The organism is Klebsiella sp. KTE92 (assembly GCF_000398905.1).
Taxonomy (GTDB): domain Bacteria; phylum Pseudomonadota; class Gammaproteobacteria; order Enterobacterales; family Enterobacteriaceae; genus Klebsiella; species Klebsiella variicola.
This window is the reverse complement of the sequence record NZ_KB976100.1, coordinates 2,329,254-2,343,341: the sequence shown is the minus strand read 5'-3', so window position 1 is coordinate 2,343,341 and position 14,088 is coordinate 2,329,254. Positions and strand designations below refer to the sequence as shown.

The following is a 14,088-nucleotide window of genomic DNA, read 5'->3' as shown; positions in this document are numbered from 1 at the left end:
GTATCTTAACAATCACTTTAAATTCCATATCGTTAATATCTCTGTATAGTTTTTTTAAACTTAAAGACCAAAAATTTACTAATTGCCTCTGAAAGCATCCTGCCAGCATAGTGTATTCGCACGATGAATACCGGTGGCTCCCCATTACGGCACAGCCGAGCCACTTTCATTTTTGATAATTATGACGAGTGAAATAGCCCATGACGTTTAACTGGAACTACATGTTAAGCCTGCTCAGCGATGCCGATTTTTGGTGGGCCACCTGGACCGTCATTAAATTAAGTCTGCTGACCTGGGGCTGCAGTATTGTGCTCGGATTTATTCTGGCGCTGGCCAAACAGTCGCCGCGCGGCTGGTTATCCACCCCAGCCCGGCTGTATATCTGGTTATTTCGCAGTATGCCGCTGCTGGTCCTGCTGATTTTTGTCTACAACATGCCGCAGGCGCTGCCCTCCTTCGCCCCGGTGCTGAACGATCCCTTCTGGGCCGGCCTGCTGGCGATGGTCCTCAGCGAAGCGGCTTATATCGCCGAGATCCACCGCGGCGGATTGCTCTCCATCCCTCGCGGGCAGAGCGAAGCCGCGCGGGCCCTGGGGTTGCGCTACGCCGGGATCCAGTGGCGGGTGATCATCCCCCAGGCGCTGCGCGTCGCCCTGCCGGCGCTGGCCAATGAATATATCGCCATCGTGAAGCTCAGTTCGCTGGTGTCGGTGATCTCCCTGACCGAAATATTGATGGTCGGCCAGCAGCTCTACTCGCAGAACTTTCTGGTCATGGAGACGATGACGGCCGTGGCGTTTTATTACATCTTTATCGTCACGGTGTTCGATTTTCTGCTGAAACGGCTGGAGAACTACCTTGACGTGACCCAGCGCAATACCGCTCGTCCGGTAGATGCCGAGATGCAGCGGCTGGCCAGCGCCCGCCGCCCGGCGATGGCGCGCAGCGTCGCCCAGAGTCATGAGCCGGCGCTGCAGGCCTCTAAGCTGCATAAGGCCTACAACAACGTCGAAGTGCTGGGGGCGGTGAGCCTGCAGATCCAGCCCGGCGAGGTGGTCTCGGTCATCGGTCCGTCAGGCTCGGGGAAAACCACCCTCATTCGCCTGCTGAACGGTCTTGAGCAGATCGATAACGGCGAAATTCAGATTAACGGCCAACCCTTTATTCACCTCGACCGTCAGGGGCAGCAGAAGCCGCGCTTTATGGAGAATGCCGAACATCGCCTGAACATCGGCATGGTGTTCCAGAGCTTTAACCTGTTCCCGCATCTGACCGTGTTCGGCAATCTGCTGCTGGCCCCGCGCTATCACCATCTGGCAAGTGACGCGGAGCTGCGCCAGCACGCCTGCGAACTGCTGCACAAAGTGGGCATGCTGGAGCACGCCTGGAAGTATCCACACCAGCTCTCCGGCGGACAGCAGCAGCGGGTGGCGATCGCCCGCGCCCTGATGATGCGTCCGCAGATCATGCTGTTCGATGAGCCCACCTCGGCGCTGGATCCGGAAAAAGTGAATGAAGTGCTGCAGGTTATCGAATCCCTGGCCCACGAAGGCATCACCATGGTCATCGTCACCCACGAGATGAACTTCGCCTTCAAAGTGTCCGACCGGATCGTGTTTATGGAGAAAGGCCGGGTGGTGTGCGATGACACGCCGCAGGCGATGCGTAGCGGGCAACACCCGCGGGTCGAGGCCTTTCTCAAAGATGTTTCTCTGGCTTAACTATCGGAACGTGAAGAGGAAAAACTATGATTGCGCAGTGGCAAATTGATCAGTTTCATCAGCAGGGTTTTCTGGTGGTCGAAGAGGTGCTTTCCAGCGCCGACATCGCCGCCCTGCAGAGCGATTTCGACGGCTGGGTCGAGGAGAGCCGCGGTCACGCGACGGTGTGGGGAGAAACCCTCGACGGGCGGCCGCGCTTCGATATCGAGCGCGATCATGCTCCTGACCATCCGTCGCTGCGCCGGGTCGCCTCCCCGACGGAGATCTCCGAGGCCTATCGCCATACTGCGCTGAACTCGCGGATGGCGACCATCGCCGCGCAGCTGATCGGCGGCAGCGGCACCCGCTTTCATCACAGCAAAATTAACTCCAAACTGCCGCACACCGCCACCGAGGTGAAATGGCATCAGGATTTCCTTTTCACCCCGCACAGCAATGACGACATCATCACCGCCCTGCTGATGGTCAGCGAGGTGACGCCAGAGAATGGTCCGCTCAACGTGGTGCCGGGCAGTCATCAGGGGCCGCTGTGGTCCCACTGGCAGGAGGGGCGCTTCACGGGGGCGGTGGATGATGAGGTGGTGGCGACGCACTGCCAGCAGCCGCAGGCCTGTTTTGGCCCGGCGGGCTCAGTCTGCTTTATGCATACCCGCCTGCTGCACGCCTCCAGTCCCAACGAAACCGCCCTGCCGCGCACCCTGTTCATCAGCGTCTACGCCGCGGAGGATGCGCTACCCTACGGCGAAAACCCGCTGCCGAGCCGCCATGCCGGCCAACTGGTCGCGGGAGAAGAGAGCGGTCTGGTGCGCAGCACCAATAACCAGCTTCGTCTGCCGCAGAAGCCGCGCGGCGCTTCGTTTTTTGTTCAGCAGGCCGGCGCCGATCGCGCCAGCATGTAATTTGCCCACACTCCGGAGGTTTTATGACACGCATTTTCGCACCACGCCCGCTGACCCTGCTGCTCTGCGCAGCGGCTGCTCTGACATCCTTTAGCGCACTGGCCTTTCAGCAAAGCGGTAAGATCACCGCCGGTTCGGACATGACCTTTTTTCCTTACGAGTACATGGAAAACAATAAGCCAGCCGGTTTTGACATCGAGCTGCTCGATGGTCTGGCGAAGACTATGGGCCGTGAAGCAGTGAATATCGATACCCGCTTCCCCAACCTGATCCCCGGGCTGCAGGGTGGGCGCTTCGATATCACCAACTCGTCGATGTACATTACCGCCGAACGCCTGAAGGTGATCGATATGGTGCCGTACCTGAAAAGTGGGGAAGCGATCCTCGCCCGCAAAGGCGGCGACTACCAGCCTAAGACCCCGGAGGACTTCTGCGGGCATAAAATCGGCTCGATGGGCGCCACCTCGTGGCTGGCGCAATTGCAGAAGCTTTCCGCCGACTACTGCGTGAAGAAGGGGTTGAAGCCGATTGCGCTGAGCGTTTATACCACCGACCCGCAGACCACCCAGGCGCTGTTGTCGCGCGCGGTGGATGCGCAGATCACCGACGCCGCCGTGGCGCGCGGGGTGGTGGAAAAACTGGGTGACCGGGTGGTTATCTCCTCTGACACGCTGATCTATCCGGTGCTAAACGGCTTTGGCGTTAAAAAAGGCAATACTGAGGTGAAAACCGCCCTCGAAGAGGCGCTGAAAAAATACAGCGCGACGCCGGAATATGCCGCCCTGCTGAAGAAATATCACTTCCAGGCGCCGACGACGGACGATCTGCAGACCCTGATGCCGAAAGCGGAGTAATGGCCATGCGCGATTCCGATGAAGAGCAGATCCGCATCGACCTGGCGGCCACCTTTCGCATCATTGCCCATCTTGGCATGCATGAGGCGGTGGCCAACCATTTCAGCGCCGCGCTCTCCGCCGACGGGAAAACGTTTTTACTCAACCCGAAGTGGAAACACTTTTCGCGCATCCGCGCCAGCGATCTGCTGGTGCTGAACGCCGATGATGAACGTTGCGCCGCGCGCCCTGACGTCGATGCCACCGCGTGGGCTATTCACGGGCAGATCCATCAGCGGCTCCCGGACGTGCGGGTGGTGCTGCATCTGCACCCGGTGTACACCACCAGCCTCGCCTGTCTGGCGACGCCGCAGATCCTGCCCATCGACCAGAACACGGCCCGCTATTTTAACCGGGTCGCCGTCGATACGCTGTACGGCGGGATGGCGGACAACGCGGCAGAAGGCGCCCGGCTGGCGGGCCTGCTGGCGGACAAACGCCGCCTGCTGATGGGGAATCACGGGGTGCTGGTGACCGCCCCGACCATCGGCGAGGCGTTCGATGATATCTGGACCCTGGAGCGCGCCTGTCAGATCCTGATCACCGCCTGGTCCACCGGCCATCCGCTGAAGGTTCTGTCAGACGCGGTAGCGGAAAAAACGGCCCAGGACTGGGAGAAGATTGCCGATTTCTCGCGGCAGCATTTTGCCGAAATGAAGCAGTTAATGATCGACCTCGATCCCTCCCTGGTGGACTAACCCCGCGCCTGCCCGGGTCAGCCCGGGCCGTCGCTGGCTGCCGCCAGCAGCGGCACGATGATATCGCTGAGCGGTGTCGGAATGCCGTGCTGACGTCCGCGACGCTGCACCACGCCGTTACGAATATCCCACTCCAGCGGTCGGCCATTCAGGCGATCGATCAGAATAGAGGTGCTTAAGTCGGCAGGCGCCCGGTGAAAGCCGGCGATAATCTCCTCCGGCACGCTGTCGCCCAGGGCGGCCCCTTCCGCCCGCGCCACCTGCAGACATTCGCGCAGATAAGCCAGTCCGAGGGCAGTAATGTCTTCCCGGGCAAACATCCCGGCGCGGCGTCCGGTCAGCACCATCAGTCCGGCTACGGCGTTCTGCAACAGTTTACGCCAGGCCACGGTGGTAAAATCCGCCGCCAGGTCCACCGCGCAGCGGGTCCCCGCCAGCGCCTGCTGCACTCGCTCTGCCCCCGGCAGATCCGGGAGGGTCAGGCGCGGCGTGGCGCGCAGCCAGACAGAGGCATCGGCATCGCGCTGCGCCGGAAACCAGACCACCGAGGGCAACACCGTCGCGCCGCCGGTCAGGGGGGCAAACTGCTGGCGCTGCTCAACGCCGTTTTGCAGCACGCACACCACGGTGTCCGTGGAACACAGGGCCGTCAGCCAGGAGGCGATGGCCTCCGTCTGGGTAGTTTTCACCGCGACAAAGACCAGGTCGAAGGGGGCGGCTATCGCCGTTGGGTCGGTGTGCACCGGGCCGGGCACCACGATCTCGCCCTCGTCAGTGCGCAGCACCAGCGCCGAATGGGCGGTACGCCCGCAGACCATCGGCGCCCTCCCCACCTCAAACAGGGCGGCGGCGATAGTCGTGCCGATGGCGCCGGGACCAATAAGTGCAACCTTAGGAAATGCTGACATGCCGAAGACCTCCTGGTGATTCACCGCCCTGGTTGGGCAAAGATTGCCCTCCACAGTAGCGAGAAAGACCGGAGGTCGGCAAGCGGCGCGTCGGGAAAAGCCATTCGCTTTCCCCGACAGCGGTCTAGTAACGCACGCAGACGGATTTGGTTTCGCACCAGCCGTCGAGCCAGTCAGGGCCGAAATCGCGGCCGGTACCAGACTGCTTCATGCCGCCGAAAGGCAGGTTGGCGTCAATCAGAGTATGGCTGTTGACCCATACCGTTCCCGCCTGCAGACGGTCGGTGTAGTTCAGGGCCTGGGTTAGATCGCGGGTCCAGACGCTGGCGGTCAGACCAAAATCGCTGTCGTTGGCCAGACGCAGCGCCTCCTCGCCGTCGGCCACCCGCACCAGGTTCACCACCGGGCCAAACACCTCCTCACGGGTGAGGCGCAGTCCGGCGTCGGGGTTAACCACCAGCGTCGGCGGAATATAGTACCCCCCCGCATCCGGTCCGGCGCTGCCGCTAATGAGCTCTGCCTTCTGCTGGCGAGCCTCTTCGAGGTAGGCCGCCACCTTGTCGCAGTGGGCCCGGGAGACCACCGGGTTGATCTGCGCCGTCTCCTGCATCCCCGGCCCCACCTGCAGCGATTTTACCGCCTGCTCGAAACCGCTGACCAGGGTGTCAAACAGCGGCGCTTCGATGTAGATCCGCGAGCTGGCGGCGCAGACCTGTCCCTGATTGAGGAAGCTACCGGTCATCAGCCCCTCAATAACCCACTGGGGATCGGCATCTTTGAGCACAATCGCCGGGTTCTTGCCGCCCAGCTCCAGCGTCACGCGAGTCAGGCGGTCGGCGGCCACGCGGGCGATCTGTTTCCCGGTCGCCGTTGAGCCGGTAAAGCTGACCTTCGCTACCTGCGGATGGGCGGTCAGCGCCGCGCCGCAGCCGGCGCCGCTACCAGTGACCACGTTGAACACCCCGTCAGGAATGCCCGCCAGGGTCGCCAGCTCCGCCACCCGCAGCAGGGTCAGCGGGGTGGTTTCAGAAGGTTTGATGACGATCGAACAGCCCGCCGCCAGGGCCGGCATGACCTTCCACATGCCGATCATCAGCGGGAAATTCCACGGGACGATGCCCGCCACCACCCCGACCGGCTCTTTTTTGGTCCACGCCTGGTAACGCGCCCCTTGCGGGAACGGGATCGACACGTCCAGCGTCCGGCCGCTGATCTTGGTGGTCAGCCCCGCGGTGTAGCGCATCCAGTTCAGGGTGCAGCCGACCTCAAAGGCGCGAGAGATCGCAATGGATTTGCCCTGCTCAAGGGTTTCCAGTTGCGCCAGCTCTTCACCGTGCTGCTCCACCAGGTCGGCAAAACGCAGCAGGATGCGTTCACGGTCGGCCGGGGTGCGCCCGGCCCAGCGGCGATCGACAAAAGCGCGCCAGGCGGACATTACCGCCCGGTCAACATCCGCCGGGCTGGCGTCGGCGGTGGTGGCAATCGCCTGCCCGGTGGCCGGATCCCAGACGGTTAACCGGTTTTCGCTCTGCGCGGCGCAGGGAGCGCCGTCGATATACAGGCCATGCTGACGGTCTAAAAACTGCTGGACGCTGGCAAGCAGCGCTATCTGAGAGGTGGACATACCCTTTCCTTATTCTTCGCGGATAGTGCTTTCAGTCTATGTCCGGTTGGCGGCTGGCGCTTTTTTCTCTGTGACATTCGTTTGCGCCGCTGTGACAGTCGCCGCAAATCCGCGGCTTACCCTGGCAGAAATGTGCCGCAGGTAATAGTTCTTTCATATACCCGCCATCGCGGCCTTGCCTGAGGCGGCATAAATGCAACAATGCGGAAACATTGTTATTACAGGAGAAGGGCGAATGATGACCACGGCAGAGGGGGGGCTGGCGTACCAGCGCTGGCTGGCGACGATCAATCAGGTCTGCGGCCATTTCGCCGCCCGGCCGCTGGAGGGGCGCTTCCACGGCGAGATTGACGCCCGCTACGCCGGTAACCTCAAGGTCAGCACGGTCACCGCCGCCGGCGTTAATCTCTACCGCACACACAATGAGATAAAACGCGATAACGACGCCTGGTTCTACACCGTATTTCAGCTTGCCGGCGAAGCCATCATCGAACAGGACGATCGCCAGGTGACGCTGGCGGCAGGCGATATCACGTTAATCGACGCCGCCCGCCCCTGCTCGATTGTCTGGCAGCAGACCTCGCGTCAGGCCTCATTGCTGCTGCCGCGCCAGCGGGTGGCGCCATCAGGCGACATCGCCACCGCCTGCCGGCTGGACAAATCCCTGCCAATGGTGCAGCTCAGCCAGCGACTGCTGCTGGAAAGCATGGGCGGCACGGCGCTCTCCGCCAGCGAGAGTGAAGCGGCGCTGGAGGCGATCGCTTGCCTGTTGCGCCCGGTGCTGCATCAGCGCGAGCCTGCCCCTTCCCGGCGGGAAAAGCAGTTTCAGAAGATTATTGCCTTAATCGATGCGTCCATTCAGTCGGAGCATTTGCGCCCGGAGTGGCTGGCCAGCGAGACGGGGATGTCGGTACGCAGCCTGTACCGGTTGTTTGCCGACAAAGGGCTGGTGGTGGCGCAGTATATTAAGAACCGGCGGTTGGATCTGTGCGCCCGGGCGCTACAGAACGCCCATGACGACGAAAAGCTGGCGGGGATCGGCTACCGCTGGGGCTTCAGCGACCACAGCCATTTCTCCACCGCCTTTAAGCAGCGCTTTGGCGTCTCGCCGGGCGAATACCGCAAGCGCTGCCGCTGATCATTTACGCCGCCACTGGCCGTTCAGCCCCTGGACGTACTCCCCGGGCTGAGCGCGGGCCACCAGCTTCTGCCCGGCCATTTTCGCCACTTCATCTACCGGCAGATTGTTGTCATCCGCCAGCTGCTGGTAGCTTTCGCTGCGCGCGGCGTTGATCTGCTTCACCAGCGCTAAGGTCTCTTTATCCTGGCGCAGCGGCGCCAGATAGCCGTTCAGCGTTTCCCCCACCCGCCCCTGCTGCCGCGCTTCGCTCAGGGTCAACGCCAGCGCGGGCGCGCTGAGTAAGGTCAGCGCCAGCGCTGCGCTTAACAGTCGTTTTCTCATCGTCGCCTCAGAACAGATCGCTGCGGGATTTCAGCAGATTTTCCACATCCTTATCGACCTTGATATGGATCTCATGCTCAATTTTGACATTCATATTAATGGTGATGGGCTCTTTCGATGCCGCAATTTCGATACGCGGCGTACAGCCGGCGAGCAGCATCGGCGCCACCATGGCCACTAGCAACTTCTTCATTTAGGTTCCTTACATGTCTTACCGTCCGTACAGTGCCGCACGGGCAGCATGGCATTCTGTTCGAGCCACGCCTGTAAATTGTCGCCGAAGCGTAAACTGCGCCACAGATCGAAAATATTCTCTTCATGAGCGTAGTTTAAATGCACGGTACTGCTTTTTCCGTCCACCCGGCTGGTACCGTTGACGGTGGCCTTAAGCGTCAACACGCCCAGATTGTCGAGGTTAATCCGCGTCCACGAGCGGGAGATCTCCATATAGCGCAGCCAGTTAATCGCCGCCCCGGCGGAGACATTGTCCGCCACCAGCGCATCGGCAGTGTCTTTATCCAGCCGCAGGGTCATCGGCCCGTCATTACGCAGCCAGCCGTCGTGGATGATCCATTGGTTGTTTTCCAGCCACAGCGGCAGCGCGCCGCTCACCGCCCCGGACATGGCGAACTGCTTCACCTTGACGGCGCTGGTGAGTTCGCTGCTGGAGATATGTTGCAGACGGATCAGCGCCGGGTCGCGCTGCGGCATGCGCAGCTGCAGCAGCGTCAGCTTACCGCCTAACAGATCGACGCTGACGTCGCTGAGCTGCAGCGGATTGGCCTCACTCCACGGCCAGGTGCCCTGCAGGTCCGCCGTCAGATTGCGCGCGGTAACCTGGTTGACGATTTCGCCAATACGCAGGGAGACCGGACGGCGGGTGCCCAGCTGCCAGTGTCCGTCGCTGAAACGGAATGGCAGCACGAAGTCGACGCCGTTAATCTGATTGTCCGGCATCCAGGCGCTGCCGCCCTTCAGCACGCCGTGGCCGCCCGCCTCAAATCCCTGCCCGGCTGCTGCCGAAAAGGCCACCTGCGCATAGAGACTGCCTTCCCGCAGATTCATCTTCCAGTCCGGTGGCACCAGCGGCTGGAACACCGTCAGCGACTGTTTTGGCCACCACGCCTGGCCGCGCAGCCGTTCGCCGTCCCAACGCCCGGTGAGCCGCACCGGGCCAATGGCATCGGCGTGCAGGGCGCCGGTGAACTGGAACCACGTCGGGTCCCGGCCGTCGAGGGCAAATTTCAGCGTTGACGCCGGGAGATAGCTGCCGCCGGAGAAGGTGGTTTTGGCCGCGTCCAGCGACAGCGCGCCGGTCAACCGCGGGTGCTGGGCATCACGCAGCCAGCGGATCGGCTGCTCGAGCGTCAGACGCGGCGTACTGACCCGCATCGTGCCGTACTCGAGCTTATCGAAGCCGGTGGAGAGGCTGCTCAGGGTAATTGCATTGTCGCGCCACTCCCCGCTGCCCTTCACATCCCAGCGCGCCTGCATCGGGGTGAAGTGTCCCTCACCCCAGTAGCGCCATTGCCAGCGGCCGCTGTCAGGCAGAAAATCGCTCGCCTGACCGTCCAGATGCAGCGTAAAGTCGCCCATCTGCTGCTCATGGGCGCGGAGGATCGCCTGCAGGCGGCCATCGACGCCCTGCTGGGTCACTTTCACCCCAGCCAGCGGCCAGCGAATTTCATCAATATTCAGCGCATCGATCACTCGTCCGCGCGAACGCAGCAGCGCCCCGGGATGAAACGCCAGCTGCGGGCTGACCAGCGACCCGCTGAGCTGCGCCGGCAGCGCCGCGTAGAAGATCATCTCCCCCAGCTTGGCCTCGCCGGTGAGCCGCAGCGGCATGTCGCTGTTATCCATGCTTAGCTTGCCCGGACCGATATTCAGCACCGCGTTGCCTTTGCCGGCATGCCCCTCGGTGAGGACATTTAAGCGACCGCTGACGGTCATCTGCTCGGTCCCCTGCTGCCAGTTGCCCACCGACAGTGCGAGGCGCCCGCTGAGCGGGTAGTTCTGGTAGCGGGTGCGCCAGCGGCCGTCGCTGATGGTGATCCGCTCCGGGGTGATCTCCCACGGCAGGTCCAGGATCGGCTCTACCTCGCCGCGCGGCGTCACCAGCAGCTGGCCGCGATTGTGCTGCCACTCGAGCTCGGCATCGATCCATTCCGCGGTTTGTGGAAATTCAAAGGTGCCCTGCATCTGGCCGTCGACCGGCAGACCATCCGGTACCAGCGGCAGGTGGAAGGTTCCCACCAGCTTCACCGGCGGCTGATCGTCAGTCAGCCGGGCGCTGAACTGGCTGACGGTGAGGGCCTGGCCGCGCAGGCGCGCCTGCAGACTCAGTTCCTTACCGGCAAAGCCGATGTCCTGTTGCACTGGCGTCAACGACATCACCAGCCGCCCCTGCCATTTCTCCCATGGCGACAGCCGCAGGTTGTCAATGGTTAACCAGCTGTAGGGCAACATCGATTGCCATTCGGCGAGGGTGCGCGGCGATCCCGGCGTGGGCTCGCTGGCCGGCAGTTTGCTCAGACAAGCGCTGTTGATGTCCAGCTGGCCAATATGCAGCCGCCAGCGGCTGGGACGCGAGAGACGGGCATCGGTCACCCGGGCGAGTTCACAGTCGCCCACCAGATAGCGCAGGTCGGGGATCAGCAGAGCCGACCGCGTCAGACGCGGGCTCTCCTGCAACGAGATACGAGTGCCCACAGGCAGCCAGATGCCCGCCAGCGTCGGCACCCAGTGGGTCAGCGTCAACAGCAGCGTTAGCGGCAATAACACCAGCACTAACACCAGCGCGATGGCGGCTTTATATTTACCCTTCATGGGCAGTTAATATCCTGATTCAACATAAGTAAAAGCCGAATGGCGCCCATTGTGACACGTTCGACCAGTGAGTGAAAGTTTGCGACCTGTTAAAGCATAGTTGCCAGCCGGACTCGCGGCGCGGCGATCGGCCGTCATCATTTAGCTTTTGTTTAAGCAGCGCCTGCCACACTCCAGCCAGACAGAAATGGCTTGCGGGAGAGACCGTGTCGTTAATTATCTCGCTCTTTGAGAGCGCACAGGGCCACTATCCATTGGTATTACTAATGGTTTTCCTGCTCACCTTCACTAAATCCTGCGCGCTGGTGTCGCTGGCGATCCCGGGCACCTCCGGCCTGCTGCTGTTGGGGACATTCGCTTCCGCCAGTCTCGGTCATTTCCTGTTAATGTGGTCCAGCGCCAGCCTCGGCGCCATCGGCGGATTCTGGCTCTCGTGGTGGTTAGGCGTTCGCTATCGTCACCGCCTCACACAGTTACGCTGGCTGACCGCCGAGCGGCTGGCCCGCAGCCGACTCTTTTTTCAGCGCCGCGGGCTGTGGGCGGTCTTTTTCAGTCGCTTCCTCTCTCCCCTGCGCGCCACCCTGCCCCTGGTCAGCGGCGCCAGCGGCCTGCCGCTGTGGTCGTTTCAGCTGGCTAACGTCAGCTCCGGTCTGCTGTGGCCGTTTCTGCTGCTCTCCCCCGGCGCTTTAAGCCTCAGTTTGTGGTGAAAAAACTTTGTCTTTCAAAGAGATTCCGCAAATCCGCGATATGCTCTAGAATTAGCATAAGCACCTGTCAATTAAACTATTTTTTAATAATTGTATGATTATTTTAAATATGATACCGTGACGTTATAATCACTGGAGAAAAGTCTTATGAAAATCGCGGTTTACAGTACGAAGCAGTACGATAAAAAGTACCTGCAGCACGTGAATGATACCTACGGCTTTGAACTGGAATTCTTCGACTTCCTGCTGACAGCGAAGACCGCTAAAACCGCCAACGGTTGCGAAGCGGTGTGTATCTTCGTCAATGACGACGGCAGCCGCCCGGTGCTGGAAGAGCTGAAGGCCCACGGCGTGAAGTATATCGCTCTGCGCTGCGCCGGATTTAACAACGTCGACCTCGAGGCGGCAAAAGAGCTTGGCCTGCGCGTGGTCCGCGTCCCGGCGTACTCGCCGGAAGCCGTCGCTGAGCATGCGATCGGTATGATGATGTCGCTCAACCGTCGCATCCACCGCGCCTATCAGCGTACCCGTGATGCCAACTTCTCCCTCGAAGGCCTCACCGGTTTCACCATGTATGGTAAAACCGCCGGGGTGATCGGCACCGGGAAAATTGGCGTGGCGATGCTGCGGATCCTCAAAGGTTTCGGCATGCGCCTGCTGGCGTTCGACCCGTACCCAAGCGCCGCCGCGCTGGAGCTGGGGGTGGAATATGTCGACCTCGCTACACTGTACAAGGAGTCGGACGTGATCTCCCTGCACTGCCCGCTGACCGACGAAAACTACCATCTGCTCAATCGCGAGGCGTTTGACCAGATGAAGGACGGGGTGATGGTGATTAACACCAGCCGCGGCGCGCTGATCGACTCCCAGGCGGCCATCGACGCCCTGAAGCACCAGAAAATTGGCGCGCTGGGGCTGGATGTTTATGAGAACGAACGCGATCTGTTCTTTGAAGACAAATCCAACGATGTGATCCAGGACGACGTTTTCCGCCGCCTCTCCGCCTGTCACAACGTGCTGTTCACCGGCCACCAGGCGTTCCTCACCGCTGAGGCGCTGATCAGCATTTCGGAGACCACCCTGGGCAACCTGCAGCAGGTCGCAAACGGCGAAACCTGCCCGAACGCCATCGTCTGATTCCTTTCCCTTTTGTGCTCCTCTCCCGGGGGGAGCACATTCAGATAATCCCCACAGATCCCCGCTGCGATACCGTTACACTGGCTTGGTTTTATTAGAAATGTGAATGTTTTGGAGTGAAAATGAACAAATTGGCGGCGCTACTGGCGGCAGGTATGCTGTTGTCCGGCTGTGTCTATAACAGTAAGGTGTCCACCGGCGCGGAACAGCTGCAGCATCATCGCTTCGTGCTGACCAGCGTCAACGGCCAGGCGGTCAGCTCCGGCGACCGGCCGCTGGAGCTGAGCTTCGGCGAGAAGATGGCTATTACGGGCAAGATGTATGTTTCGGGCAATATGTGCAACGGTTTTAGCGGGGAAGGCAAGGTGTCGGACGGCGAGCTGAAGGTGAAGTCGCTGGCGATGACCCGGATGCTGTGCCACGATGCCCAGCTTAATACCCTTGACGCGACGATCGGCAAGATGTTGCGCGAAGGCGCGCAGGTCGATCTGACGGAAAACCAGTTGACGCTGGCGACCGCCGACCAGACGCTGGTCTATAAGCTCGCCGACCTGATGCACTAGCCGGCCTTGAGGTGCCGCTGACGCTGCCCCGCGACGGGGCCGCCGTTAGTAGCCGCAGCTGCCGCCCGCCAGCGCCTGCTCGCTGCAGCGTTTGCCGTTCGGCAGCGCGCACATGCCAATCGCCGAACCATCGAGCTGACGAGCCACCGATAACGAGCCGCCTATCATGGCGCAGTTGGCCTGACCGGCGTCGCTCATCGCCGCCCGCATGCCTGGCGTGACGTGCGCCGCCGTGGCCTGCTGAACGGGTTCACTACTGCACGCCGACAGCAACAGCGCCGCACAACCTACTAATATCGCAGCTCGCATTCTCTCTCCCCTCGGAAACGTCTTAAAAAAGCAAACCCCAGAATAATAGGCAGCGTGGCGGGCGGCGTCGAGGGGGGAAGTACGTATTTATGCGCCTCATTAACATTTTCTAGCAAATTTTCGCCGAAAGCTTGATCTGCTCCGGCCTGGTCGCCGGGCGCACGTGACTCGACACTCGGCAGGAAGCCATTTTCTCCGCGAACCATGCAAAATATTGATCTGGTCACGGGTGGCCGGCGCATTGAGGACACAAATGCAAAAATGGCCGCGCCAACGGTTTGCTAAACTACCCCTTATATAATTACAGGGCGCGTCGCGGTTTCACGTGTCCATTCTTT

At 61.2% G+C, this 14,088-nt stretch carries 14 protein-coding genes; 8 read left to right on the top strand and 6 right to left on the bottom strand.

All coding sequences use genetic code 11. From position 1 onward, the window contains the following. Positions 1-200 precede the first annotated feature (200 nt). The 4 genes from A1WC_RS14345 to A1WC_RS14360 are packed head-to-tail and all read left to right on the top strand — an operon-like array spanning position 201 to position 4,211. The gene (locus tag A1WC_RS14345; protein WP_004224471.1) at positions 201-1,721 is read left to right on the top strand and encodes an amino acid ABC transporter permease/ATP-binding protein; all 1,521 of its coding nucleotides are present in this window, start codon (positions 201-203) and stop codon (positions 1,719-1,721) included. A gap of 26 nt (positions 1,722-1,747) precedes the next feature. Next, positions 1,748-2,620: a phytanoyl-CoA dioxygenase family protein gene (locus A1WC_RS14350; protein WP_004224469.1), complete on the top strand. Its 873-nt coding sequence runs from the start codon at positions 1,748-1,750 to the stop codon at positions 2,618-2,620. A 23-nt stretch (positions 2,621-2,643) separates the two neighbouring features. Beyond that, the gene (locus A1WC_RS14355; RefSeq protein WP_016160899.1) at positions 2,644-3,474 is read left to right on the top strand and encodes an ABC transporter substrate-binding protein; all 831 of its coding nucleotides are present in this window, start codon (positions 2,644-2,646) and stop codon (positions 3,472-3,474) included. 5 nt (positions 3,475-3,479) lie between these two features. Continuing rightward, positions 3,480-4,211 carry a class II aldolase and adducin N-terminal domain-containing protein gene (locus tag A1WC_RS14360; RefSeq protein ID WP_008805136.1) on the top strand — a complete coding sequence of 244 codons (732 nt, stop codon included), beginning with the start codon at positions 3,480-3,482 and terminating at the stop codon, positions 4,209-4,211. Between the two features lie 17 nt (positions 4,212-4,228). On the opposite strand, the gene A1WC_RS14365 is transcribed toward A1WC_RS14360, so the two are convergent. Both A1WC_RS14365 and A1WC_RS14370 read right to left on the bottom strand, forming a co-directional pair. Then, positions 4,229-5,119, bottom strand: a complete 891-nt coding sequence (locus A1WC_RS14365; protein WP_016160898.1) for an oxidoreductase — start codon at positions 5,117-5,119, stop codon at positions 4,229-4,231. A gap of 124 nt (positions 5,120-5,243) precedes the next feature. Continuing rightward, positions 5,244-6,743: an aldehyde dehydrogenase family protein gene (locus A1WC_RS14370; protein ID WP_012541945.1), complete on the bottom strand. Its 1,500-nt coding sequence runs from the start codon at positions 6,741-6,743 to the stop codon at positions 5,244-5,246. 235 nt (positions 6,744-6,978) lie between these two features. Here A1WC_RS14370 and feaR point away from each other — a divergent pair, with 235 nt between their 5' ends. Then, positions 6,979-7,881, top strand: a complete 903-nt coding sequence (gene feaR / locus A1WC_RS14375) for a transcriptional regulator FeaR (protein ID WP_016160897.1) — start codon at positions 6,979-6,981, stop codon at positions 7,879-7,881. Here feaR and A1WC_RS14380 read toward each other — a convergent pair whose 3' ends face one another. Genes A1WC_RS14380 through A1WC_RS14390 form a run of 3 tightly spaced genes read right to left on the bottom strand, consistent with a single transcriptional unit; the run spans position 7,882 to position 11,034 of the window. Next, positions 7,882-8,205: a YdbL family protein gene (locus A1WC_RS14380; protein WP_012541948.1), complete on the bottom strand. Its 324-nt coding sequence runs from the start codon at positions 8,203-8,205 to the stop codon at positions 7,882-7,884. A gap of 7 nt (positions 8,206-8,212) precedes the next feature. After that, entirely contained in the window at positions 8,213-8,398 is a 186-nt protein-coding gene (locus A1WC_RS14385; protein ID WP_016160896.1) for a YnbE family lipoprotein, read from the bottom strand. After that, positions 8,395-11,034 (bottom strand): YdbH family protein, encoded by a 2,640-nt coding sequence (locus A1WC_RS14390; RefSeq protein ID WP_016160895.1) that lies wholly within the window; start codon positions 11,032-11,034, stop codon positions 8,395-8,397. The genes A1WC_RS14385 and A1WC_RS14390 overlap by 4 nt, the downstream gene beginning before the upstream one ends. A 206-nt stretch (positions 11,035-11,240) precedes the next feature. On the opposite strand from A1WC_RS14390, the gene A1WC_RS14395 reads away from it, so the two are divergent. From A1WC_RS14395 to hslJ, 3 genes are all read left to right on the top strand, one after another. After that, positions 11,241-11,741 (top strand): DedA family protein, encoded by a 501-nt coding sequence (locus tag A1WC_RS14395; protein WP_008805142.1) that lies wholly within the window; start codon positions 11,241-11,243, stop codon positions 11,739-11,741. 147 nt (positions 11,742-11,888) lie between these two features. Further along, positions 11,889-12,878 (top strand): 2-hydroxyacid dehydrogenase, encoded by a 990-nt coding sequence (locus A1WC_RS14400; RefSeq protein ID WP_008805143.1) that lies wholly within the window; start codon positions 11,889-11,891, stop codon positions 12,876-12,878. Positions 12,879-13,000: 122 nt separating this feature from the next. Beyond that, positions 13,001-13,441 (top strand): heat shock protein HslJ, encoded by a 441-nt coding sequence (gene hslJ, locus A1WC_RS14405; protein WP_012541951.1) that lies wholly within the window; start codon positions 13,001-13,003, stop codon positions 13,439-13,441. 45 nt (positions 13,442-13,486) lie between these two features. Here the strand turns inward: hslJ and A1WC_RS14410 are convergent, their stop codons facing one another. Continuing rightward, positions 13,487-13,750 (bottom strand): DUF333 domain-containing protein, encoded by a 264-nt coding sequence (locus tag A1WC_RS14410; protein WP_008805145.1) that lies wholly within the window; start codon positions 13,748-13,750, stop codon positions 13,487-13,489. Positions 13,751-14,088: the final 338 nt, after the last annotated feature.

Excerpts from the sequence above, each read along its gene's own strand:
- A1WC_RS14345 (WP_004224471.1), top strand. The coding sequence starts at position 201 with ATGACGTTTAACTGGAACTACATGTTAAGCCTGCTCAGCGATGCCGAT.
- A1WC_RS14350 (WP_004224469.1), top strand. The coding sequence starts at position 1,748 with ATGATTGCGCAGTGGCAAATTGATCAGTTTCATCAGCAGGGTTTTCTG.
- A1WC_RS14355 (WP_016160899.1), top strand. The coding sequence starts at position 2,644 with ATGACACGCATTTTCGCACCACGCCCGCTGACCCTGCTGCTCTGCGCA.
- A1WC_RS14360 (WP_008805136.1), top strand. The coding sequence starts at position 3,480 with ATGCGCGATTCCGATGAAGAGCAGATCCGCATCGACCTGGCGGCCACC.
- A1WC_RS14365 (WP_016160898.1), bottom strand. The coding sequence starts at position 5,119 with ATGTCAGCATTTCCTAAGGTTGCACTTATTGGTCCCGGCGCCATCGGC.
- A1WC_RS14370 (WP_012541945.1), bottom strand. The coding sequence starts at position 6,743 with ATGTCCACCTCTCAGATAGCGCTGCTTGCCAGCGTCCAGCAGTTTTTA.
- feaR (WP_016160897.1), top strand. The coding sequence starts at position 6,979 with ATGATGACCACGGCAGAGGGGGGGCTGGCGTACCAGCGCTGGCTGGCG.
- A1WC_RS14380 (WP_012541948.1), bottom strand. The coding sequence starts at position 8,205 with ATGAGAAAACGACTGTTAAGCGCAGCGCTGGCGCTGACCTTACTCAGC.
- A1WC_RS14385 (WP_016160896.1), bottom strand. The coding sequence starts at position 8,398 with ATGAAGAAGTTGCTAGTGGCCATGGTGGCGCCGATGCTGCTCGCCGGC.
- A1WC_RS14390 (WP_016160895.1), bottom strand. The coding sequence starts at position 11,034 with ATGAAGGGTAAATATAAAGCCGCCATCGCGCTGGTGTTAGTGCTGGTG.
- A1WC_RS14400 (WP_008805143.1), top strand. The coding sequence starts at position 11,889 with ATGAAAATCGCGGTTTACAGTACGAAGCAGTACGATAAAAAGTACCTG.
- hslJ (WP_012541951.1), top strand. The coding sequence starts at position 13,001 with ATGAACAAATTGGCGGCGCTACTGGCGGCAGGTATGCTGTTGTCCGGC.
- A1WC_RS14410 (WP_008805145.1), bottom strand. The coding sequence starts at position 13,750 with ATGCGAGCTGCGATATTAGTAGGTTGTGCGGCGCTGTTGCTGTCGGCG.